This window comes from Paraburkholderia sp. RHO2, from assembly GCF_050955445.1.
GTDB lineage: Bacteria > Actinomycetota > Actinomycetes > Mycobacteriales > Mycobacteriaceae > Prescottella > Prescottella agglutinans_A.
The window spans coordinates 4311528-4332464 of record NZ_CP162617.1 but is presented as its reverse complement, the minus strand read 5'-3'; the positions used below and the strand labels follow the sequence as shown (position 1 = coordinate 4332464).

The window sequence follows — 20937 nt, the reverse complement described above, 5'->3', positions numbered from 1 at the left end:
ACTGGAAGCCGTGACTGCTGCCTCCAGCGGGTCCGGCCTGGGACCCGATCTCCGCGACGCCCGTTCAGCCCAGCTCTTCGACCGGGCGTCCAAGGTCATTCCCGGTGGCGTCAACTCCCCGGTGCGCGCCTTCGGTTCGGTCGGCGGCGCCCCCCGCTTCATCGCGGAGGCGTCCGGCTACACCCTCACCGACGTGGACGGCAACGACTACATCGACCTGGTGTGCTCGTGGGGTCCGATGATCCTCGGTCACGCGCACCCCGCCGTCGTCGAGGCCGTGCAGAAGGCGGCCACGACCGGTCTGTCGTTCGGTGCCCCCACCGAGGGGGAGATCGCGCTCGCGGAGGAGATCGTCTCCCGCGTCGCGCCCGTCGAGCAGGTCCGCCTGGTCAACTCCGGGACCGAGGCCACGATGAGCGCCGTCCGCCTGGCCCGCGGCTTCACCGGCCGTTCCAAGATCGTCAAGTTCTCCGGCTGCTACCACGGCCACGTCGACGCACTGCTCGCCGACGCGGGCTCGGGCCTGGCCACGTTCGGCCTGCCCACCTCGCCCGGCGTGACCGGCGCACAGGCTGAGGACACCATCGTCGTGCCCTACAACGACCTCGAGGCGGTGCGCGCCGCGTTCGCCGCCAACCCCGGCGAGATCGCGTGCGTCATCACCGAGGCCGCCGCCGGCAACATGGGCGCGGTCGCACCGCTGCCCGGCTTCAACGAGGGCCTGCGTGCCCTCACCACCGAGCACGGCGCGCTGCTGATCATGGACGAGGTCATGACCGGCTTCCGCGTCAGCCGCTCCGGCTGGTACGGCCGCGACGGCGTCGCCGGCGACCTCTACACGTTCGGCAAGGTCATGAGCGGCGGCCTGCCCGCCGCCGCCTTCGGCGGCCGCGCCGACATCATGGCGAAGCTGGCGCCGTCCGGCCCCGTCTACCAGGCGGGCACGCTGTCCGGGAACCCCGTCGCCGTCGCCGCGGGCCTCGCCAACCTGCAGGCCGCCGACGACGCGGTCTACGCCGCGCTCGAGCGCAACGCCGCCACCCTGGGCGCGCTGCTGGGCGACGCTCTCACCGCCGAGGGCGTGCCGCACCGCGTCCAGTACGCGGGCACCCTGGTGAGCGTGTTCTTCTCCGAGAACCCGGTCACGAACTACGCCGAGGCCAAGGCCGCCGACACGTGGCGGTTCCCCGATTTCTTCCACGCCCTGCTCTCGCGCGGCATCTACGCGCCGCCGAGCGCGTTCGAGGCGTGGTTCGTGTCGTCCGCCCTCGACGACGACGCCTTCTCGAAGATCGCCGACGCCGCCCCGCATGCGGCCAAGGCTGCCGCCGCCGCCAAGCACTGAGCCACCGAACCACAGGGAACAGGGACGACCATCGTGACCGACGCCGACAACGCGAGCGCTGCCGACCATCCGCACTCCGACACCCGCACCATCGTTCACGTGCTCCGGCACGGTGAGGTGCACAACCCGGGCGGCATCCTCTACGGGCGCCTCCCGAACTTCCGGCTGTCGGTGACCGGTGAATCGCAGGCCCGCGCCGTCGCGTCGGCGCTCGCCGACCACGACATCACGCACGTCGTCGCGTCGCCGCTGCAGCGGGCGCAGGAGACGGCCGCGCCGATCGCGGAGAAGCACGGGCTGCAGATCGCGACCGACGCCAACCTCATCGAGGCCGCGAACGACTTCGAGGGCCTCAAGGTGGCCGTCGGCGACGGTGCGCTGCGCCGGCCGCGGCACTGGTGGAAGCTGCGCGACCCGTTCACCCCGTCGTGGGGCGAGCCCTACCTGCAGATCGCCCACCGCATGCTCGCCGCGGTCAACACCGCGCGCGTCGCCGCGGTGGGCCACGAGGCCGTGTGCGTGAGCCACCAGCTGCCGGTGTGGACGCTGCGCCGCTTCCTGCAGGGCGAGCGCCTCTGGCACGACCCCCGCAACCGTCAGTGCGGTCTCGCATCCCTGACGTCGCTGGTCTACGAGGGCGACACCCTCGTCGACATCGTCTACTCCGAGCCGGCCGGATCGTCGGACCCGAGGGTGACCGGCGCATGAAGTTCCCCTCCCTCCGGTTGGCGGCCGCGGCCTGCACACTGGTGGTCGCCGCGACCGTCGCGGGCTGCGCCGGCGGCGAGGACGCCGTAGCGCAGGGCGGCAGCTTCGTGTTCGTCTCGCCCGGCGGCCAGACCGAACTGTTCTACGATCCGCCGTCCGAGCGCGGCACCGTCGGCAACGTCTCCGGCCCCGACCTGATGACCGACGGTGAAACGACGTCCTTATCCGATTTTGCAGGCCAGGTCGTCGTGCTCAACGTGTGGGGCCAGTGGTGCGGCCCGTGCCGCGGTGAGGCCGACGATCTCGAGAAGGTCTACGAGAACACCAAGGACCTCGGCGTCCAGTTCCTCGGCATCAACGTCCGCGACCACACGCAGGACAAGGCCCAGGACTTCGTGATCGACAACAAGGTGAGCTACCCGTCGATCTACGATCCGGCGATGCGGAGCCTCGTCTCGCTCGGCAAGAACTACCCGACCAGCGTCATCCCGACGACCATCGTGCTCGATCGGCAGCATCGCGTCGCCGCCGTCTTCCTCAAGGAACTGCTGGCGGACGACCTGCAGCCCGTGGTGGAACGCGTCGCACAGGAGCCGCAGGACCAGGGATGACGACCGACACGATCCTGCTGGCCGACGTCGGCGAGACATTCCAGGCCACCGCCTCGACCGGGCCGCTGCTACTCGCGCTCGGCGCCTGCATGCTCGCCGGACTGGTGTCGTTCGCATCGCCGTGTGTGGTGCCGCTCGTCCCGGGCTACCTGTCGTACCTCGCCGGCGTGGTCGGCGCCGACGCGCCGGCCGTGACCGCGGGGGAGGCACAGACCCGGACGAAGACCCTGCGCGACGGTCGCCTGCGCGTCGCGGGCGCCGCGGGGCTGTTCGTCGCCGGTTTCACCGTCGTCTTCGTGCTCGCCACCGCCACGGTGTTCGGGGCCATCGAGGCGCTCACGATCAACCGGGAAGTACTCCAGCGGGTCGGCGGCGTCGTCACGATCGTGATGGGCCTGGCGTTCGTCGGGCTGATCCCGGCGCTGCAGAAGGACACCCGGTTCGCGCCGAAGCAGGTGTCCGGCCTGATCGGCGCGCCCCTGCTGGGCGGCGTGTTCGCGCTCGGCTGGACGCCCTGCCTGGGCCCGACGCTCGCCGGTGTGATGTCGGTGTCCGCGGGCACCGAGGGCGCGACCGCGGTCCGCGGCGTGGCGCTCATCGTCGCCTATTGCCTGGGCCTGGGGCTGCCCTTCGTCCTGGTGGCGCTCGGGTCGGCGCGGGCGCTGCGCGGCGTCGGCTGGCTGCGCCGCAACAGCCGAACGATCCAGATCTTCGGCGGAATCTTGTTGATTGTGGTCGGTATCGCACTGGTCACCGGCGCGTGGGACCAGTTCGTCGGCTGGATCCGCGACGCATTCGTCACGGAGGTGACTTTGCCGATATGACAGTTCGAGACACACTGAGCGCCGACGGGTCGCCGGCCGACACCGAGGCTCCGCGCCCGCCGCGGCAGTCCCCGGCCGGCCGCGCCCTCGCCGTCGTTCGCAACGCGTGGCGTGGCCTGACGTCGATGCGGACCGCCCTGGTGCTGCTGTTTCTGCTGGCGCTCGCCGCCATCCCCGGCGCACTGCTGCCGCAGCGCAGCCTCAACGAGGGCAAGGTCAACGAGTACATCGCGAACCGGCCGACGCTCGGTCCGATCATGGACAAGCTGGAACTGTTCGACGTGTTCGGCAGCTTCTGGTTCACCGCGATCTACGTGCTGCTGTTCATCTCCCTGGTCGGCTGCATCATCCCGCGCTGCGTCGAGTACGCGAAGGCGCTGCGCGCCAAGCCCGTCGCGGCGCCGCGCAACCTGGGCCGGCTCCCGCACCACCACGTCGCGACCGTCGAGGAGGACCCCGAGGTCCTGGCCGAGCGCGTGCGCAAGCAGCTTCGCGGCTGGCGCGTCGAGCAGCGCGTCGGTGGCGCGCGCGCCAAGCATCCGGACGAGATCACCCTCTCGGCGGAGAAGGGATTCCTGCGCGAGGCCGGCAACCTGGTCTTCCACCTGTCGCTGGTGGCGCTGCTCGTCTCCATCGCGGTCGGCAAGCTGTTCAGCTACGAGGGCAACGCGATCGTCATCGCCGACAACGGTGCCGGCCTGTGCACCACGTCGCCGGCGATCTTCGACGGGTTCCGTGCCGGCCTCAAGGAGGACGGCACCGGCATGACGCCGCTGTGCATCCGCGTCAAGGACTTCTCCGCCGACTACCTCGACAACGGCCAGGCCGAGATGTTCCGGTCGAACATCTCCTACCAGTCCGGCAAGGACCTGGAGACGGACACGTGGCGTGAGACGGAGTTGCGGGTCAACCATCCGCTGCGCGTCGCCGGCGACCGCGTCTACCTGCAGGGCCACGGGTACGCGCCCACGTTCACCGTGACGTTCCCGAACGGCGAGTCCCGCACCGAGACGCTGCAGTGGCAGCCCGACGATGCGACGACGTTCCTGTCCAGCGGCGCGATGCGGTTCGATCCGCCCGGCGGCCTCTACCCGAACGAGGACGAGCGGCGCAGGAACCAGATCGCGATCGAGGGACTGTTCGCGCCGACCGCGGTGTTCCACGGGAGTCTGCTGTCGTCGGGCTACCCGGCGATGACCGATCCGGCCGTCGCGATCGACATCTACAAGGGCGACACCGGCCTCGACACCGGGCTTCCGCAGAACCTGTTCTCCCTCAACAAGGAGCTGGTCAACCAGGGCCGGTTGGTCAAGCAGGAGCGGGTGAACCTGTTCCCCGGCGAGAGCAAGACCCTCGCCGACGGCACCCAGGTCCGCTTCGACGGCGCCGTCGACTTCGTCAACCTGCAGGTCTCGCACGACCCCGCGCAGCAGTGGGTGCTGGTATCGGCGCTGGTGATGATGGCGGGCCTGCTGACGTCGCTGGTGGTCAAGCGTCGCCGCGTCTGGGTGCGGATCTACCCCGCGAAGGATCCCGACACCGTGTCGGCTACATTGGCCGAGGGCGAACGACGTACTGTAGTAGAGCTCGGCGGGCTTGCCCGAACGGATCAGGCCGGCTGGGGCGACGAGTTCGATCGGCTGCGCACCCGCCTGTTGGGTGACGGCACGGCATAACGGACAACACGAGCGCGCATCGCGCAGGAGATGAATTCATGACGATCAACGAGACACTCGCTCGCTACAGCGACTGGTCGTTCGAGTCGGCGTTTGCGATCTACGTCCTGGCCACCGTGCTGCTCATCGCGCGGTACGCGTCGATGCGGGCACGCGAGGTGCAGGACCGCGAGCTCGTGACCGTCGGCGGCGGCCCGGTCGCCACCGAGTCGCAGGCGCCCGGCCGCGTGGTGGAACAGCCCGGCAAGACGTGGTCCGAGAAGTTCGGCGGCATGGGCTACGCCCTGCTGATCGTCGGCGTGGTGCTGCACATCGCGTCGATCGTGCTGCGCGGCCTGGCGACCGAGCGATTCCCGCTCGGCAACATGTACGAGTTCGTGACGATGGCGTGCGCGGCCGCGGTGATCGCGGGCATCGTCGCGCTGCGCAAGACCACGGACCTGTTCGTGTTCCTGCTGGTTCCGGTGCTGGTCCTGATGTTCCTCGCGGCCACCGTGCTGTACGCCGACGCGGCCCCGGTGGTTCCGGCGCTCAAGTCGTTCTGGCTGCCGATCCACGTCACGATCATCAGCGTCGGCAGCGGCATCTTCATGGTGTCCGGTGTGGCGAGCATCCTGTTCCTGTACCGGATCCGTTTCCCGAAGGGCGAGGAGAGCACCGGGTTCTTCGGCAAGCTGGCGCAGCGCCTGCCCGACGCGCAGACCCTCGACCGTCTCGCCTACAAGACGACGATCGTCGCGTTCCCGCTGTTCGGCGCCGGCATCATCCTCGGCGCGATCTGGGCCGAGGCGGCGTGGGGCCGGTTCTGGGGTTGGGACCCCAAGGAGACCGTCTCCTTCATCGCGTGGGTGATCTACGCGGCCTACCTGCATGCCCGTGCGACGTCGGGTTGGCGCGACACGAAAGCGGCGTGGATCAACGTCGCCGGCTTCGTGGCGATGCTGTTCAACCTGTTCATCATCAACATGGTGGTCTCGGGCCTGCACTCCTACGCCGGCCTGAACTGACAACCCGGACACAGCTGAAGGGACCCTTCGTGCGCTCCCAGCGCACGTGAACTGGTCCCCGATTGTTGGACTGGCTAAGTGGGAGCCTAAGCCGCGAGGGCCTGGGTCCGGTATTGCACCGGGCTCAGGCCCTCGAGTTTTGTGGAGATCCGTTCGGTGTTGTACCAGTCGATGTAGTCGTCGATCGCGGTGGTCAGCGCCTCGGTGTCGGGGTATCGGGTGTGGTCGAAGAGCTCGGCTTTGAGGTGGCCGAAGAAGTTCTCCATCACGGCGTTGTCGTAGCAGTTGGCCTTGCGCGACATCGATTGGGTCGCAGCGGCTTCAGCGAGCAGCCGTCGCCAGGACGAGTGCTGGTACTGGAATCCCTGATCCGAGTGCACGAGCGGGGCCTGCCCGTCGTCGAGGGTCGCGAGCGCGGCTTGCAGCGAACTGTTGGTCAGTTGCAGCGTCGGTGACGGGCCGATCGAGTGGGCGACGATCTGCCGGTCGAACAGGTCCATGACCGGTGACAGATACAGCTTGTCGTCGCCGATGCGGAACTCGGTCACGTCGGTGACCCACTTGCGGTTCGGGGCGTCGGCGGTGAAGTCGCGGTCGAGCAGGTTCGCCGCGATCGTGCCGACCTGGCCCTGATAGGCGACGTACTTGCGCTTGCGTCGGACCCGGCAGGCCAGCCCGAGCGTGCGCATCAGCGTCAGCACCGTCTTCTTCGCCACCCGCCAGCCGGCACGGGTCAGTGCGTGGTGGATGCGACGGTGCCCGTAGCGGCCGCGGCTGCGCACGAACGCCTCGGTGATCGCGGCCTTCAACTCGGCGTTCGGGTCCGGTGCCCGCAGACGCGCCTGGTGATAGAAGAACGTCGACCGGGCCACCCCGGTGGCCTCGAGCAGCACATCGATGCGGTGTTCGGCCTTGAGGGAGACGACGGCAGCGACCTTCACCGTCGTTGTTGCGCCCTCAAGGCCCGTAATTTTCCCAGGTAGGCGACCTGCGCCCGCAGCACCTCGTTCTCGCGGCGCAGCTGCTCGAGCTCACTGACCTCGTCCGGCCCGGGATCGGCGGGTTTCGGGGGACGCCCGGCCCGCTTCGGGCGCAGCCCGTCCTCGCCCTCGTTGCGGTACTTGCGCACCCACGTCTCGATCAGTTTCGGCGAGGACAGGTCGAACTCGCGGGCGAGGTCGACCTTCGCCTCGCCGGCGATAGCGCGGCGCACTACGTCGAGTTTCAACTCGAACGAGAACGACCGTCTGTCCCGAGGTTTGGCCACCAGAACTCCTCTTCCGCGAACCCGCCACCGGTCATACAACCGTCTGACGGCTGGCCGACCCACGCCCAACCTCGTCGCGACCGTGCGGTCACCCACACCGACCTCGAACAACGCTACAGCCACCACCCGCTGATCCTCGGACAGTGAACTTCGTGCACGCATAAAACTGCTCCCCGGACATCGGAACCGAATTTCTCAGTCCAACTTCCGGGGAGCAGTTCAACGAAGGGTCCCTTCAGCTGTCGAGTGTGAGAAAGACGCGCCCGGCGGGACGGGGGAGGGTAGACGAGAAACGGTCGCCGTGCATGCGCACGGCGACCGTTGTCGATTCCTGATGTCTGTTTCTGCTGCTGCCCGATCTCGTCCGACGGGAGGCCGCACGGGTGGCGTCGTTGCGACGTGCGCCCGGACACGGGCGCGGACCAGCGTCCGTCGTGACGCAGACGCCGATCAGCTCTCCGGGTCGGTGGGGGTGTCGGTCCCGGGACGCGGCCCCGACTGTCGACGGTGGTTCTCACGATCCACGCGCCACAGGAACTCGGGGTCGTCGTCCGGTCCGACGACTCGGCCGACCTTGCTGTCGCTACCGCCTCGAACTGCGGTGGTGGCGGTCGGGCCGAACGCCTTCCAGAACAGGACAGCGAGCGTAACCAGGCCGATGAACGCCAGTAGGTAGATCACGGTGCACCTCCTGTTACGAGGGTAGCCGTGTCCGGGTCGGCCGGGTATCCACCTGGCGGGCGCCCATGTGGGGCCTCACCGATTACGAATGATGCGCTTCGGTGGTCAGGGACGAGAGCAGCGCCATCACCTCGGCCTCGCGGAACCTCCGGTGTCCTCCGGGGGTGCGCAGAGATCCGAGCCGGCCGGCGTGCGCCCAACGCGTGACGGTCTTGGGGTCGACATGGAACAGTGCGGCGACCTGGCCCGGGGTCAGCAGGGCTTCCTTGGCGCCGTTGTAGGTGGGTGCGCTCATCGATCCTCCAGGTTTCGGGGCCTACCGCTGGGGTGGGCCGGGGAGATTCGGGACCGGTTCGTTTGTCGACCGGCTCCGACATAGTGGCACCACAACCCCCAGGTACTCGAACAATCTAAAGTTGGTAAAGGGGAGGTAATAGACAAATCGGACTAGTCGGACTGCGATGTTTCAGCTGGGAATACGAATCGGCAAACTCGGTACGAACTGGGCCGACTGGCTCTAGGGTGGCCCCGGTCGAGCGGGTCCGACCGTCCGCACCTCGGTCCCGGCTCCTGCCGCCGGTCTCCTGAGGCCCCCGCCCGGCGATCGGTACCCTGGTCGTGTGAGTGATGCAGCGCAGAATCGTCCTGACCAGGCCCGCAACGCGGGCAATGCGCCCGCCGGCGCCGTGACGACCGGGACCCTCGTCCGTGACGTCGCCCTGTACTCGGTGGCTCGTCTCGGCCTCGTGGTGCTTCTCGCGGTCGTCATCCTGTTCGGCGGCAAGCTGTTCGGGGTGGAGGTGCCGCTGATCGTCGCCGCCCTGTTCGCGGTTCTCATCGCGCTGCCGCTGTCGCTGGTTCTCTTCTCGAAGCTCCGCAAGAGGGTCAACTTGGACATCGCGGCCGTCGACGAGAAGCGCCGGACCGACAAGGCAGACCTGCACGCGAAGCTGCGGGGCGAGGACCGCCGGTGACGGCCGTCGTCGACCGTCGCGGTAGTCGGGCCTGGGTCGACAACGCCGTCCGCCTCATCGAGGCCGACGCCCAGCGCAGTGCGGACACGCACCTGCTCCGCTACCCGCTGCCGCCCGAGTGGGACGTCCAGCTGTATCTCAAGGACGAGTCCACCCACATCACCGGCAGCCTCAAGCACCGGCTGGCGCGCTCACTGTTCCTGTACTCGATCTGCAACGGCTGGGTCACCGAGCACACGACGGTCATCGAGGCCTCGTCCGGCTCGACCGCCGTCAGCGAGGCGTACTTCGCGAAGCTGCTGGGGCTCGAGTTCGTCGCGGTGATGCCCGCGAGCACGAGCCCGGCGAAGATCGCGCTGATCGAGGCGCAGGGTGGTCGCTGCCACTTCGTGACGGATCCGTCGAGCATCTACGCCGAGTCGCAGCGCCTGGCGGCCGAGACCGGCGGCCACTACATGGACCAGTTCACTCACGCGGAACGCGCCACCGACTGGCGCGGCAACAACAACATCGCCGAGTCGATCTTCACGCAACTCCAGCAGGAGGACCACCCGATCCCGGAGTGGATCGTCGTGGGCGCCGGCACCGGCGGCACCGGCGCCACGATCGGCCGGTTCCTGCGCTACCGCAAGCACGACACCGGGCTGTGCGTCGTGGACCCGGAGAACTCCGTGTTCTTCGACGCGTGGCAGTGCGACGACTGCACCGCCACCTCCAACTCGGACCGGGGCTCCCGGATCGAGGGCATCGGCCGTCCGCGCGTCGAACCGTCGTTCATCGGCCAGGTCGTCGACCGCATGGTCAAGGTGCCCGACGCGGGTTCGATCGCCGCGATGCGGCACGCCAGCGCCGTGCTCGGCCGCAAGGTGGGCGGTTCGACCGGAACGAACCTGTGGGGTGCGTTCGGCTTGGTCGCCGAGATGCTCGAACAGGGCCGCAGCGGCAGCATCGTGACGCTGCTGTGCGACGGCGGTGAACGGTACTCCGGGACGTACTTCGACGACGGTTGGGTGGCGTCCGAAGGGATCGACCTGACCGGGCCGACAGCCGTGCTCGACGAGTTCGCCCGCAGCGGGCGCTGGACGGCCTAGCTGCGGAAGCCTGCCCGGTCGATCGGGACGTGCCGGGTCATCGCGACCCCCGGGCCCCGCCCGCCGCCACCTCGATCTCCTGGAGACGAGGCAGGTCGGCGGGCTCGGCGAGGCGGATCATCGTCGGGCCGCGATCAGCCGCGGGTGACGACCTGCGACGCGATTGCGGTACCGGCGGCGACGACGCCGACGGACGGCCATGCGCCGATCTTCTTGGCCAGCGGGTGCGAGCCGCCGAACGCCGCGACGTAGGTGCCGAGCAGGGCTGCGGCGCGGCCCGGGCCCGAGCTCTTGGCCCAGTTGTAGGTGCAGACGCCGCCGACCGCCGCGAGCACCGCACCACCGAGCTGACGGTTTCCGGTCTGTCGGGCGACGGCGTAGCCACCGACAAGTCCGGCGGCGGCGAGGGCGGAGGTGGCGGTCTTGGTCAGCATGATGACTTCTCTCCCGTTCGAGTCGTGGGTCCTTCGGTTCGAGGCTAACCACGCGGACGCGGCGCGTGTCGGACGGCCCGCATGAGAATGCTCACGCGTCGTTTCTCGCTGGCCGGGAAATGCCGTGTGCGCGTGCGGCAGTGGGATCGATCATCGGTGGTGTCCCCGTACTTCGAGGAGGAGTCGTCGTGTCGTCAGTACCCGCGCAGTCCGCGCAGTCGTCCCGTCCAGCCTTTTGCCCCGGCCCGATGCTTCCGGGCAAACGGGCAGTCGTCACCGGGGGCGCGCACGGGATCGGCGCCGCGATCGCTCGCTCCTTCGCGGCGCACGGTGCCGCGGTCCTGGTCGCCGACGTCGACGCCGACGCGGCGCGCGCACTCGAATTCGATGCCGCCGCAGGCGGTTCGATCGAGGTCCTCGCGTACGACGTCCTCGGGTGGGCGGTGCCGGCGCGGATCGTGGAGTTCGCGCCCGACGTACTGGTGAACAACGTCGGTCACTTCCTGCGTCCGCCGCGCCCGTTCGCCGAGACGGAACCCGAGTTCTGGGCGGAGGTCGGCGGCATCAACCTCGACCACGTGCTCCGGCTCACGCACGCCGTACTGCCCGGCATGGCGGAGCGGGGGCGCGGGGGGTCGATCGTGAACCTCACGACGGTCGAGGCGCACCGCGCGATCCCCGGCCACAGCGTCTACGCGGCGTACAAGGCCGCGGTGACGCAGTTCAGCCGCAGCCTGGCGGTGGAGGTCGGCCGGATCGGCGTCCGGGTCAACGCGATTGCGCCGGACCTCATCGAGTCGGTCCAGGTGCCGTACACCGAGTGGCTGTCGGAGGAGGAGTGGGCCAAATGGCCCACGTGGGCGCCGCTGGGCGGGCCGGGGCAGCCGGACGACGTCGCCGGTGCGGCGTTGTTCCTCGCGTCCGATCTCGGGCGCTACACCACCGGCACCACGGTCCACGTCGACGGCGGCACCTATGCGGCCGGCGGTTGGTTCCCGAAGCCGGAGGGCGGGTGGACGAACCGTCCGCGCAATCCGTGACCGTCGCGACTCGCGGTGCCGACCTCGGTAGACAAGTTACGGTTCCGTAGGTTGTGTACCGTGGTCGTCGGGTGGGGTGATCCGAAGGAGACGCGACATGACCCGGCCCGAAGTCACGCTCGACAACTACGAGGACGTCTACAGCTTCTACCTCGATCACCAACAGAACCGGTTGCTCGCCAAGGCCGCCTACGCCGCGCTCAGTGCGCGGTACCGCCCGCGGGTCCGGTACGAGGCGGGGGCGCGGGACCGAATTCGGGAACTGCTCGCGTCCGGGACGCCGCTGATCGTCGTCGCGAACCACCTCTCCGACCGGGACCAGTACACGCTCGCCGCGACCGCGTGGCGGACGCCGCTGCGCCGGTCGATCGGACGGACGCGGGTGCTGGCGAAGGACGAACTGTTCGCCGAACCGGGACTGCGCCGCAAGGTCGACATGATGGGCTCGATCCCGGTGTTCCGCAGCAAGAACCACGGCCTGCGGGCCGTCGCCGAGGCCGGCCGCCGCATGATGGACATCTCGGCCGAGCGCCTCAGCCGCGGCGACGTCCTCGCGATCTTCCCGGAGGGCACGTGCAACGAGGGTGACCCGTCGCGTCTGCAGCAGATCAACAGCGGGGTCGGGCACATCGCGGTCAAGGCGCGCAAACTCGGGGCGCCGCCGGCGCTGCTGAGCATCGGCATCAGCTACGGGCCGAACGCGGACACCGGTCGATCGGCCGAGGTCTACGTCGGCGAACCCGTCCTGGATCTGCCGGCGAAGCCGATGGAGATCACGCGGGTGGTCGCGGATCGACTCCAGGCCGCGGTCGACGGGGCAGTGGCCGGCCGGACCGGTCAGCGGGTCGCGGCGCGGTAGGTCTCGAAACAACCCTCCGCGAAACGCTTCTGGTCGAGTTCCCCGACCTGGATGATGCCGCCCCGGTACCAGATCTGGGTGTTCGCGGACAGCTGTGCGCCGGTGCTGCACCACTGGAGGATCTGCTGATCGCTCGGGTCGCGCGTGGTGAACTGGTTGTACATCACGGCTTGACTCTCGCCGTACTCGCGGCCCGCGCTGGCCGATGCGTCCGCCAGGTGCGTGAGCTGCGAGGCCAGGAAACCGACGACGACGAGCAACATGGCGGCAGCGAGTGCCGTCCACCAGTTGACGCGGCAGGCGGTCATGTCGCGAGCGTAGTGGAGGGATGTGCGGATTGTCCTCGTTCTCCGCGTATTTCGCCGCAGGGTTTCGGACTGTCGGTGTCGGGTTACGTGGCAGGCTGGCAGCATGGACACGAACCTGGCGGTGTACTTCTCGGCCCTCGATAAGTTGGTCCGCACGACGCCGCTGCGGATCGATCGTCCCCGGGGCAGCGCCCATCCCCGGTACCCGGAGGTGGTCTACCCGGTCGACTACGGGTATCTCGAGGACACCGCCGGCGGGGACGGCGAGGGCGTGGACGTGTTCCGCGGTTCGGCCGACGGCGCGGGCGTCGTCGGAGTCGCGCTCACCGCGGACCTCACGAAGCGGGACGTCGAGGTGAAGGTCCTGCTCGCCTGTTCGGACGACGAGATCGATGTGATCGAGCACTTCCTGCACGAGCGCCTTCGACTGAACGCCGCCGTCGTTCGGCGGCCGTGACGGGCCGGACGGTGCCGACGCCCGCGCCGGGAGGGTTCGTGCCAGCATGAGTGCATGACATTCGTGATTCGCCTGGTGATCAACGCGATCGCCATCTGGCTCGCCTCGCAGTGGGTGAGCGGCATCGAAGTTGCCTCGTCGGGGCAGGGAACCGGCAGCGATGTGCTGATCATCCTCGGCATCGCCCTGCTCTTCACCGTCGTCAACGCGTTCGTGAAGCCGATCGTGCAGCTGCTGTCGCTGCCCCTGCTGATCCTCACGCTCGGCCTGTTCACGCTCGTCATCAACGCACTGATGCTGTTGCTGACGTCGTGGATCAGCTCGCAGACCGACTGGGGTCTGAGCGTCGACGGCTTCTGGACCGCGGTGTGGGGCGCGCTCATCATCTCGGTCGTCAACTTCGTGCTCAGCGCTCTCGTCCCGGACAAGAAGTGAGATGACGATCAGGCGGGTCGTGCCCGACATCCACGCACGTTCCCTCGACGACAGCCGGGACTTCTACGGCGCGCTCGGGTTGGTCGAGGTGATGAACCTGGGATGGGTCACGACGATGGCGTCCCCGTCGAACCCCACCGCCCAGGTGACGATCATGGGCGAGGATGCGACCGCGTCGGAGAACCCCGACATGAGCATCGAGGTGGACGACGTCGACGCCGTGTACGAGACGATGGTCGCGCGCGGCGCGACCATCGTCCACCCGCTCCGCGACGAGGAGTGGGGTGTGCGTCGGTTCTTCGTCCGCGACCCGGACGGCAACGTCGTCAACGTGCTCGGGCACCGTGCCTGAGCGACAGCGGGTTTCGCGGGCCTCCGCTCAGCCCAGGCCGAGCGCCAGCCCGGTGGCCGCGGCCCACACCAGCATGGTCTGACCGGTGATCGCGAGCGCCGGGATCAGCGCCGGACCGCGGCCCCCGGTGCGGACCGGGGCGTTCGCGCGCAGCGCGAGGGGCAGCGCGATCAGCCCGACCAGCGCCCACGGCGTCCGCGCGACGAGCGCCAACGTTGCCGCGAACGGCACGATCACCAGGACCAGGTGCAGGGTGCGGGTACGCGCGTCGCCGAGTTTGACTGCGAGCGTGATCTTCCCGGACTCGGTGTCGGTCGGGATGTCGCGGAGGTTGTTCGCGACGAGGACGGCGCTGGAGAACGAGCCGATCGCGACCGCGGCGAGTAGACCGGCCCAGTCGACGCGGCCGGCCTGGACGAACTCGGTCCCGAGCACCGCCACGAGCCCGAAGAACACGAACACCGCGATCTCGCCGAATCCGCTGTAGCCGTACGGCTTCTTGCCACCCGTGTAGTACCAGGCGCCCAGGATGCACAGTGCGCCCACCAGGATCAGCCACCACGCCGAGACCAGTGCCAGGACGACACCCGTCACCGCCGCCACCGCGAAGCAGCCCAGCGCGGCCGTCTTGACCGCCGCGGGGGAGGCCAGCTTGGAGCCGACGAGCCGGAGCGGACCGACTCGCTCGTCGTCGGTGCCGCGGATGCCGTCCGAGTAGTCGTTGGCGAAGTTCACGCCGACGATGAGCGCGAGCGAGACGACCAGTGCGAGCAGCGCCTTCCACCACACCGCACCGCCGAGCGACGCCGCGGCGCCGGTACCGGCGAGGACGGGAGCGATCGCGTTCGGGAGGGTGCGCGGACGGGCGCCCTCGATCCACTGGGACACAGAAGCCATGCGGCGATCCTTTCACCTCCGCCGAATCGGGTGGCCGCACGGTCGGCTCCTCCCATAGGCTGGGCGCCGGTGCAACCCGTGACGAGCGTCCCCGCAGACCCGGCACCCACGGCGCCGCCGGTCGTGGTGGCACTGCTGGGTGATGTCGCCACACGCCGGGACGGGGTGCTGGCGCCGCTGCCGGGCCCCCGCGCGCGCAGTCTGCTGGTCGCTCTCGCGCTGCGCCCGGGCCACAGTCGCAGCGCAGCGGCGCTGGTCGAGGACGTGTGGGGCGACGCTCCACCGAAATCGCCAGCCAACGCCCTGCACACGCAGATCTCCCGGCTGCGGTCGTCGCTGCCCGAGGGCGCCATAGAGGCGGGCCCGGCCGGCTACCGACTGGTCCTGGCGCCGGACCAGGTGGACCTGGCACGGGCGCGCGTGCTGGCGCGGCAGGCGGGGCAGTGTCATGCGGACGGAGATCCGACCGGGGCGTTGCGGGCGATCCGGCAGGCGCGGGCGCTGTGGCGCGGCGAGCCCGGCGCCGACCTGCCCGACGGCGACCTCGCCGACGATCTGGCGACGGAGGCTGCCGGACACCGGGGCGCGCTCGACGCCCTCGAACTCGCGGTGCTCGTCGCCGCCGGCAACTACGACGACGCGCTGCCGCTCGCGCGCGCCGCGGCAGGCGCGTCTCCGCTCGACGAGGCGGCGCACGTCCTGCTCATGCAGTGCCTGCACGGAGCGGGACGGTCCAGTGAGGCACTGGAAGTGTTCGCCGGCCTGCGGGGCCGGCTCGCCGACCGACTGGGCGTCGACCCGTCCGCCCGGCTCGTCGATCTCAACGCCGCCATCCTGCGCGGCGAGCAGGATCGGCACGCGATGTCCGGTGGCGGCGGTCCGGGCGGCGAGGCGGAACCGGCAACCTGGACGCTGCCCGGCACGATCGGGCTCCGGGCCGCACCCAATCCGCTGCTCGGCCGCGGGACCGACCTGGCCGCGCTCGCACTGTTGCTGGCGTCGGCGCGTGTCGTGACCGTCCTCGGCCCCGGCGGCACCGGCAAGACCCGCGTGGCGCACGCTCTCGGCGGCGAGGTCTCCACGCGGATGCCGGTGGCACTCGTCGAACTGGCCCCGCTGCGCAGCGGCGAGGACGTCGTCGCCGCGATCAGCGGCACTCTGGGCCTGAGCGAGGCCGATCTGGCCCCGGGCGGACTCACCCGCACCCGGATCCATGATGCGCGCCAGCGGTTGCGCGACGCGCTGGCGACCCGCCCGTCGCTGCTGATCCTCGACAACTGCGAGCACCTGATCGACGACGTCGCCGACGTCGTGTCCGACCTGGTCGCGGCCAGCCCGCACCTGACCGTCCTGGCGACCAGTCGCGCCCCGCTGGCGATCACCGCGGAATCGGTGTATCCGTTGCCGCCGTTGGCGATCGACGACGACGGCTCGCCCGCGATCGAACTGTTCCGGGCGCGAGCCCTCGCCGTGCGGCCGTCGGTGCGCCTGGACCGCGGCGAGGTCGAGCGGCTCTGCCGAACCCTCGACGGCCTACCGCTCGCGATCGAACTCGCCGCGGCGCGGGTCCGCACGCTGAGCGTCGAGGAGATCAACGCCCGACTGGTCGACCGCTTCGCGCTGCTGCGCTCGGGGGACCGCACGTCGCCGGAACGGCACCGCACCCTGCGGGCGGTCATCGACTGGAGCTGGAACCTGCTGGAGGGAACCGAGCGCGCGGCCCTGCGTCGATTGTGCCGACTCCCCGCCGGTTTCACGGCCGACGCGGCGGCGACCGTCGCGCAGTGGGGCGAGATCGTCGACGTGGCCGACGCGCTCGAGGGTCTGGCGAACCAGTCGATGCTGTCGGTGGTCGAACCGTCGGACGGCGCCGATGCGGTGGGACTGCGCTACCACATGCTCGAGACGGTCCGGGAGTTCGGCGAGGAACAGTCCGACGGTGACGAGACCGCGCAGGTCCACAGTCGGACGTGCGCATGGGCGGAGCGGTTCTCGCGGGAAGTGTTCCACGACTTCATGTCCGGTCGGCAGGTCGCGGCGGCCCATCGCGTCGAGGCCGAGCACGACAATCTGCTCGCGGTGCTGCGATACGCCCTCTCCGCGAAACTCGTCCGCACCGTCTACACGGTCTTCCCGGTGCTCGGTGGCCTGTGGGCCTCGCGAGGCGCCCACTCGGAGGTCTTCAACTGGGCACCACGCGTGCTCGAACTCGACGGTTCCGCGCTCACCCGCGAGGACGTCCCCGGTGACCATCTGGCGGCGGCGTACGTGCTGGCCGCCGCCCATACGGCGATGGGCGGTCACCTGCGCGCGGTCGCGGTGGCCCGCACGCGCCTGCGACGGCTGCTTGCCGAGCGCACCGACATCAGCGAGTCGTCGCGGGTCAACGCGGCCCTGCTGCTGGTGCCCGGGTCGGGGCGCGGCCTGGCGCGGGTGCTCGCGACGGCGGTGCGCTCGAGCGATCCCGGGGCGCGCAGTTCCGCCTTGGTGGCCCGCGCCAACCTCCGGGAGAACAACGGTGATCTGTTCGGCTCGGAGTCCGATGCGCGTCGGGCGCTCGTCCTGGCCGAGCAGTCGAAAGACAGTTGGGGCCTGGCGATGGTGTGTCAGCACCTCGGCAGCCTGTGCGCCCAGTCCACGCGCTACGACGAGGCGGTCGCGTTCTACTGGCGTTCGGCGGAGGGGCTGTGGGAGCTGCACCTGTACGACGAGAGCCTGCAGGTGCGGGGCTTCATGGTGGCGGCCCTGATCGGAGCCGGCCGGATCGCGGCCGCCCGGGCCGAACTCGCGACGCTCGTCCCGATGCACGCGGGCGCGCCGGGCACCGGCGCGAACAACGAGGACACACACAACCAGGCGACGCTGTCGGCGAGCGCCGCGGAGGCGGATCTGGCCGACGGCGTGGTCGACCGGGGGCTGGCCGAGTATCGGCGTGCGGTCGGGCACGCCGGTGGTCTCGCGGGAGACTTCCCGGTCGATCCGCTCGAGGTCATGGTGGCGTCGGCGGTCGTGGACGCACACGTGCTCGCGGGGCGTCCGGACCTGATCAGGGACGTGGCCGACCGGCTCGCGGCCGTGTCGATGCAGCGGTTCGGGCCCGGCGGGTACCCGGATCTTCCGCAGACCGGTGCGGTGGCGTGCGCCGTCGGCAGCTTCTGCATCGCAACCGGCCACGGCGCCGCGGAGCGGGCCTTGCGGCTCGTAGCGTTGGCGACGAGAGTGCGTGCCCGCCAGGACTATCCGTCGATGCGCCTGGATCGCCACCTCGACGCGGCGCGCGCCGTGCTCGGAGACGACACCGTCGCGGCGGCGCTGGCGTCCGTCCGGAACACGCCCCGCGCCGCCGCGCGTGTCGAGATACTCGACCTTCTCGCCACGCCGCAGGTGTGAGGCCGTCAGGCCTTGCGCATGTAGGTCCGCACCGTCAGCGGCGCCATGACCGCGACGATCACCGCGGCACCCAGCAGCGCCCACACCGCGTGGATGCCGAAGTGGCCGTCGTTGGCGAGCTCGCGGACCGCGGTCACCAGATGCGAGACCGGGTTGACGTTCACGAACGCCTGCATCCAACCGGGCATCGTGTCCGCGGGCACGAACGCATTGGACATGAACGTCAGCGGGAACAGGATCATCATCGAGACGCCCTGCACGGCAGAGGCTTTGCTCATCAGCACGCCCATGAGCGCGAAGATCCAGCTGATCGCGAACGCGCACACCATGATCAGCAGCGCGGCGCACACGACGCCGACGAACCCACCGCCCGGCCGGTAGCCCATCGCGACACCGACCACGATCGTGATGGTCGTCGCGATCAGATACCGGACGACGTCGGCGAGCAGCGCCCCGGACAGCGGTGCGATCCGCGCGATCGGCAGCGACTTGAACCGGTCGAACACGCCCTTGTCCATGTCCTCCCGCAGCTGGGTGCCCGTCACGATCGACGTCGTGATGACGGTCTGCACCAGGATGCCCGGGATGATGATCGGCAGGTACGACTGCACGTCCCCGGAGATCGCGCCTCCGAAGATGTACGTGAACATGAACGTGAAGATGATCGGCTGCACGACGACGTCGAACAGCTGCTCGGGGTTGTGCTTGATTTTCAAGATCCCCCGGTAGGCCATCGTGAAGCTGTGCGCGATCGAGTCCCGCAGGCTGATGCGGTCGACGGCCTCGATCGTGCGGGTATTCGCCTGCCGCGCGGGCGAGGTGAGGGTGGTCATGCGACGCTCCGTTCGGACTGGGCGGTGTCGTGCCCGGTGATGGTGAGGAACACCTCGTCGAGGCTCGGTTTTGAGACGGTGATCTCGTCCACGGCGATCGACAGATCCCGGAGGCGCACAAGCAGATCCGCGGTGATCGTCGGATCGGACAACGGCGCGGTGAGGCGGCCGGATTCGGGGGTGACGGTGGCCGGGACGCCCAGCATCGTCGAGATCACGTGGCAGGCCTCCTCGGTCTGCCCGCGGTCGGCGAGGGTCAGTTGCACGGCCGACACCCCGACCGACGCCTTCAACTCGTCGGACGTGCCGTCGGCGATCACCCGGCCGCGGTCGATGACCGCGATGCGGTCGGCCAGTTGGTCGGCCTCGTCGAGGTACTGCGTCGTGAGCAGCACCGTCGAGCCCTCGGCGACCAGGCGCCGGATGGTCTCCCACATCTGGGCGCGGGTGCGCGGATCGAGGCCGGTGGTGGGCTCGTCGAGGAACAGCAGCGGGGGGCGGGCGATCAGGCTGGCCGCCAGGTCGAGACGCCGACGCATGCCGCCGGAGAAGTTCTTCAGCGGCTTGGACGCCGCCTCGGTGAGGGCGAACTCGTCGAGGAGTTCGGCGGCCTTGCGCTTGGCGGCGGCGCGACCCAGACCGAGCAGGCGCGAGAAGATCACGAGATTCTCTGTGGCGGTGAGGTCCTCGTCGACCGAGGCGTACTGGCCGGTGACTCCGACGAGGGAGCGGACCGCCGTCGATTCGCGCACGACGTCGCGGCCGAAGATGCGGGCCTCGCCGCCGTCGGGACGCAGCAGCGTCGCGAGCATCCGGACCGTCGTGGTCTTGCCCGCGCCGTTGGGGCCGAGCACGCCGTACACCGATCCGGTCGGCACGGTGAGGCTCACGCCGTCTACCGCGCGCTGCTGCCCGAACGTCTTGACGAGCCCGACGGCTTCGATCGCCGGGGGTGAGGTGTCGAGGTTCATGCCCCCACCCTGACGCGTCCCGCTTGCGTCGGGCTTGCAGCGCCCTTGCGCGCGGATCGGGTGTGCGCATGCGCCGGGGCCGTGGTGCGTGCACCGCGGCCCCGGGTCTTCAGGAGGTCGTGTTACTTCAGCAGGCCACCGACGAGGTCGCCGAGCAGATCGCCGAGGTTCGGGACGATGTCGCCGAGGCTGCCGGTGACGGTGCCGAGGCTGCCCAGCACCCCGCCGACGGGGACGATCTGGGGCTCACCGAGTACCGGCGTGGGGTTCGCCAGCGAGACGCACGCGCCGACGAACGCGTACACGCCGTCGGCGAGGGCGTCGGTCGTGTACGACTTGGTGGCACCGGCGGGAACGGCCTCGAGGCCGCTCGTCCACACGACGAAGCCGGGCTCGAGAAGCTTGGTCGGATCGTCCAGGGCCTGAGGGACTTTCGCGGAGTCCACGGCAACCGCGCCGCAGGTGCTGGTCGGATAGTCGACGTTCGGGTTCTCGACCGTGACGTCGACGACGTTGCCGTCGGCCGCGGTGGTCAGGACCGGTCCCGTGAACTCCTGGGCGGGGGTGGCCGACGCGACCGCCGGAACTGCGAACAGTGCGGCGGTGGCAACCGAGACGCCGGCCGCAGCACGAGTGAGAACGATGGTGGATCGTGCACGCATGGTCGTACCTTTCCGCGATGGGAGAGTGGTCGTACCGCCGTGGTTCGCGGGCGACATCGTCGGCCGGGATCACCCGCGGACGCATCGGCGGCCAGAGCGCTTCGTGCGACGCGAG

Annotated in this window: 24 protein-coding genes and 1 pseudogene; 14 read left to right on the top strand and 11 right to left on the bottom strand. The window is 69.8% G+C overall.

Annotated elements, in window-relative coordinates; genetic code table 11:
• Positions 1-10: 10 nt before the first annotated feature.
• The 6 genes from hemL to ccsB are packed head-to-tail and all read left to right on the top strand — an operon-like array spanning position 11 to position 6171.
• On the top strand, positions 11-1345 hold the full coding sequence (gene hemL, locus ABTV10_RS20180) for a glutamate-1-semialdehyde 2,1-aminomutase (RefSeq protein ID WP_499029695.1): 1335 nt from the start codon (positions 11-13) through the stop codon (positions 1343-1345).
• Positions 1346-1378: 33 nt separating this feature from the next.
• Complete coding sequence (locus tag ABTV10_RS20175; protein ID WP_499029693.1) at positions 1379-2053, top strand: histidine phosphatase family protein; 675 nt, start codon at positions 1379-1381, stop codon at positions 2051-2053.
• Positions 2050-2664, top strand: a complete 615-nt coding sequence (locus ABTV10_RS20170) for a TlpA disulfide reductase family protein (RefSeq protein ID WP_499029691.1) — start codon at positions 2050-2052, stop codon at positions 2662-2664. The genes ABTV10_RS20175 and ABTV10_RS20170 overlap by 4 nt, the downstream gene beginning before the upstream one ends.
• A complete protein-coding gene (locus ABTV10_RS20165) occupies positions 2661-3488 on the top strand; it encodes a cytochrome c biogenesis CcdA family protein (RefSeq protein WP_499029689.1) in 828 nt (275 codons plus the stop codon). Before ABTV10_RS20170 ends, ABTV10_RS20165 begins: the two co-directional genes overlap by 4 nt.
• Positions 3485-5164 (top strand): cytochrome c biogenesis protein ResB, encoded by a 1680-nt coding sequence (resB, locus tag ABTV10_RS20160; protein WP_499029687.1) that lies wholly within the window; start codon positions 3485-3487, stop codon positions 5162-5164. The genes ABTV10_RS20165 and resB overlap by 4 nt, the downstream gene beginning before the upstream one ends.
• A gap of 38 nt (positions 5165-5202) precedes the next feature.
• Complete coding sequence (gene ccsB / locus ABTV10_RS20155) at positions 5203-6171, top strand: c-type cytochrome biogenesis protein CcsB (protein WP_499029684.1); 969 nt, start codon at positions 5203-5205, stop codon at positions 6169-6171.
• A gap of 86 nt (positions 6172-6257) precedes the next feature.
• Here the strand turns inward: ccsB and ABTV10_RS20150 are convergent, their stop codons facing one another.
• The 5 genes and pseudogenes from ABTV10_RS20150 to ABTV10_RS20130 form a co-directional block, all read right to left on the bottom strand.
• Positions 6258-7112 (bottom strand): IS3 family transposase, encoded by an 855-nt coding sequence (locus ABTV10_RS20150; protein WP_499028888.1) that lies wholly within the window; start codon positions 7110-7112, stop codon positions 6258-6260.
• Entirely contained in the window at positions 7109-7438 is a 330-nt protein-coding gene (locus ABTV10_RS20145; protein ID WP_499035126.1) for a transposase, read from the bottom strand. The genes ABTV10_RS20150 and ABTV10_RS20145 overlap by 4 nt, the downstream gene beginning before the upstream one ends.
• Before the next feature lie 33 nt (positions 7439-7471).
• Positions 7472-7600, bottom strand: a pseudogene (locus ABTV10_RS20140) (hypothetical protein); the annotation flags it as partial.
• 288 nt (positions 7601-7888) lie between these two features.
• Positions 7889-8119, bottom strand: coding sequence for a hypothetical protein (locus tag ABTV10_RS20135; protein WP_433606865.1), 231 nt, complete (start codon positions 8117-8119; stop codon positions 7889-7891).
• A gap of 82 nt (positions 8120-8201) precedes the next feature.
• On the bottom strand, positions 8202-8414 hold the full coding sequence (locus ABTV10_RS20130) for a BldC family transcriptional regulator (protein ID WP_005518137.1): 213 nt from the start codon (positions 8412-8414) through the stop codon (positions 8202-8204).
• Between the two features lie 325 nt (positions 8415-8739).
• Between ABTV10_RS20130 and ABTV10_RS20125 the strand changes: the two genes are divergently transcribed.
• Both ABTV10_RS20125 and cds1 read left to right on the top strand, forming a co-directional pair.
• On the top strand, positions 8740-9093 hold the full coding sequence (locus ABTV10_RS20125; protein ID WP_499029680.1) for a DUF4229 domain-containing protein: 354 nt from the start codon (positions 8740-8742) through the stop codon (positions 9091-9093).
• Positions 9090-10184 carry an L-cysteine desulfhydrase Cds1 gene (cds1, locus tag ABTV10_RS20120; protein WP_499029678.1) on the top strand — a complete coding sequence of 365 codons (1095 nt, stop codon included), beginning with the start codon at positions 9090-9092 and terminating at the stop codon, positions 10182-10184. Before ABTV10_RS20125 ends, cds1 begins: the two co-directional genes overlap by 4 nt.
• 134 nt (positions 10185-10318) lie before the next feature.
• On the opposite strand, the gene ABTV10_RS20115 is transcribed toward cds1, so the two are convergent.
• Complete coding sequence (locus ABTV10_RS20115; protein WP_499029676.1) at positions 10319-10618, bottom strand: hypothetical protein; 300 nt, start codon at positions 10616-10618, stop codon at positions 10319-10321.
• Between the two features lie 188 nt (positions 10619-10806).
• Between ABTV10_RS20115 and ABTV10_RS20110 the strand changes: the two genes are divergently transcribed.
• Together ABTV10_RS20110 and ABTV10_RS20105 are read left to right on the top strand one after the other, a co-directional pair.
• Positions 10807-11658, top strand: coding sequence for an SDR family NAD(P)-dependent oxidoreductase (locus ABTV10_RS20110; RefSeq protein ID WP_499029674.1), 852 nt, complete (start codon positions 10807-10809; stop codon positions 11656-11658).
• A gap of 97 nt (positions 11659-11755) precedes the next feature.
• Positions 11756-12517, top strand: coding sequence for a lysophospholipid acyltransferase family protein (locus ABTV10_RS20105; RefSeq protein WP_499029672.1), 762 nt, complete (start codon positions 11756-11758; stop codon positions 12515-12517).
• Here ABTV10_RS20105 and ABTV10_RS20100 read toward each other — a convergent pair.
• Complete coding sequence (locus tag ABTV10_RS20100; protein WP_499029670.1) at positions 12496-12825, bottom strand: hypothetical protein; 330 nt, start codon at positions 12823-12825, stop codon at positions 12496-12498. The genes ABTV10_RS20105 and ABTV10_RS20100 overlap by 22 nt on opposite strands.
• A 103-nt stretch (positions 12826-12928) precedes the next feature.
• Here ABTV10_RS20100 and ABTV10_RS20095 point away from each other — a divergent pair, with 103 nt between their 5' ends.
• Genes ABTV10_RS20095 through ABTV10_RS20085 form a run of 3 tightly spaced genes read left to right on the top strand, consistent with a single transcriptional unit; the run spans position 12929 to position 14069 of the window.
• On the top strand, positions 12929-13282 hold the full coding sequence (locus ABTV10_RS20095; protein WP_499029668.1) for a hypothetical protein: 354 nt from the start codon (positions 12929-12931) through the stop codon (positions 13280-13282).
• Between the two features lie 54 nt (positions 13283-13336).
• Entirely contained in the window at positions 13337-13717 is a 381-nt protein-coding gene (locus ABTV10_RS20090; RefSeq protein ID WP_499029666.1) for a phage holin family protein, read from the top strand.
• A 1-nt stretch (position 13718) separates the two neighbouring features.
• Complete coding sequence (locus tag ABTV10_RS20085; protein ID WP_499029664.1) at positions 13719-14069, top strand: VOC family protein; 351 nt, start codon at positions 13719-13721, stop codon at positions 14067-14069.
• A gap of 27 nt (positions 14070-14096) precedes the next feature.
• Here the strand turns inward: ABTV10_RS20085 and ABTV10_RS20080 are convergent, their stop codons facing one another.
• Positions 14097-14966 (bottom strand): 1,4-dihydroxy-2-naphthoate polyprenyltransferase, encoded by an 870-nt coding sequence (locus ABTV10_RS20080; RefSeq protein WP_499029662.1) that lies wholly within the window; start codon positions 14964-14966, stop codon positions 14097-14099.
• Positions 14967-15035: 69 nt separating this feature from the next.
• Here ABTV10_RS20080 and ABTV10_RS20075 point away from each other — a divergent pair, with 69 nt between their 5' ends.
• Positions 15036-18356 (top strand): ATP-binding protein, encoded by a 3321-nt coding sequence (locus ABTV10_RS20075; RefSeq protein WP_499029660.1) that lies wholly within the window; start codon positions 15036-15038, stop codon positions 18354-18356.
• A gap of 5 nt (positions 18357-18361) precedes the next feature.
• Here ABTV10_RS20075 and ABTV10_RS20070 read toward each other — a convergent pair whose 3' ends face one another.
• The 3 genes from ABTV10_RS20070 to ABTV10_RS20060 all read right to left on the bottom strand — a co-directional run bounded on the left by ABTV10_RS20070 (position 18362) and on the right by ABTV10_RS20060 (position 20822).
• Positions 18362-19189, bottom strand: a complete 828-nt coding sequence (locus tag ABTV10_RS20070) for an ABC transporter permease (protein WP_499029658.1) — start codon at positions 19187-19189, stop codon at positions 18362-18364.
• Complete coding sequence (locus tag ABTV10_RS20065) at positions 19186-20160, bottom strand: ATP-binding cassette domain-containing protein (RefSeq protein ID WP_499029656.1); 975 nt, start codon at positions 20158-20160, stop codon at positions 19186-19188. The genes ABTV10_RS20070 and ABTV10_RS20065 overlap by 4 nt, the downstream gene beginning before the upstream one ends.
• 122 nt (positions 20161-20282) lie before the next feature.
• Positions 20283-20822 (bottom strand): hypothetical protein, encoded by a 540-nt coding sequence (locus tag ABTV10_RS20060; RefSeq protein WP_499029654.1) that lies wholly within the window; start codon positions 20820-20822, stop codon positions 20283-20285.
• Positions 20823-20937: the final 115 nt, after the last annotated feature.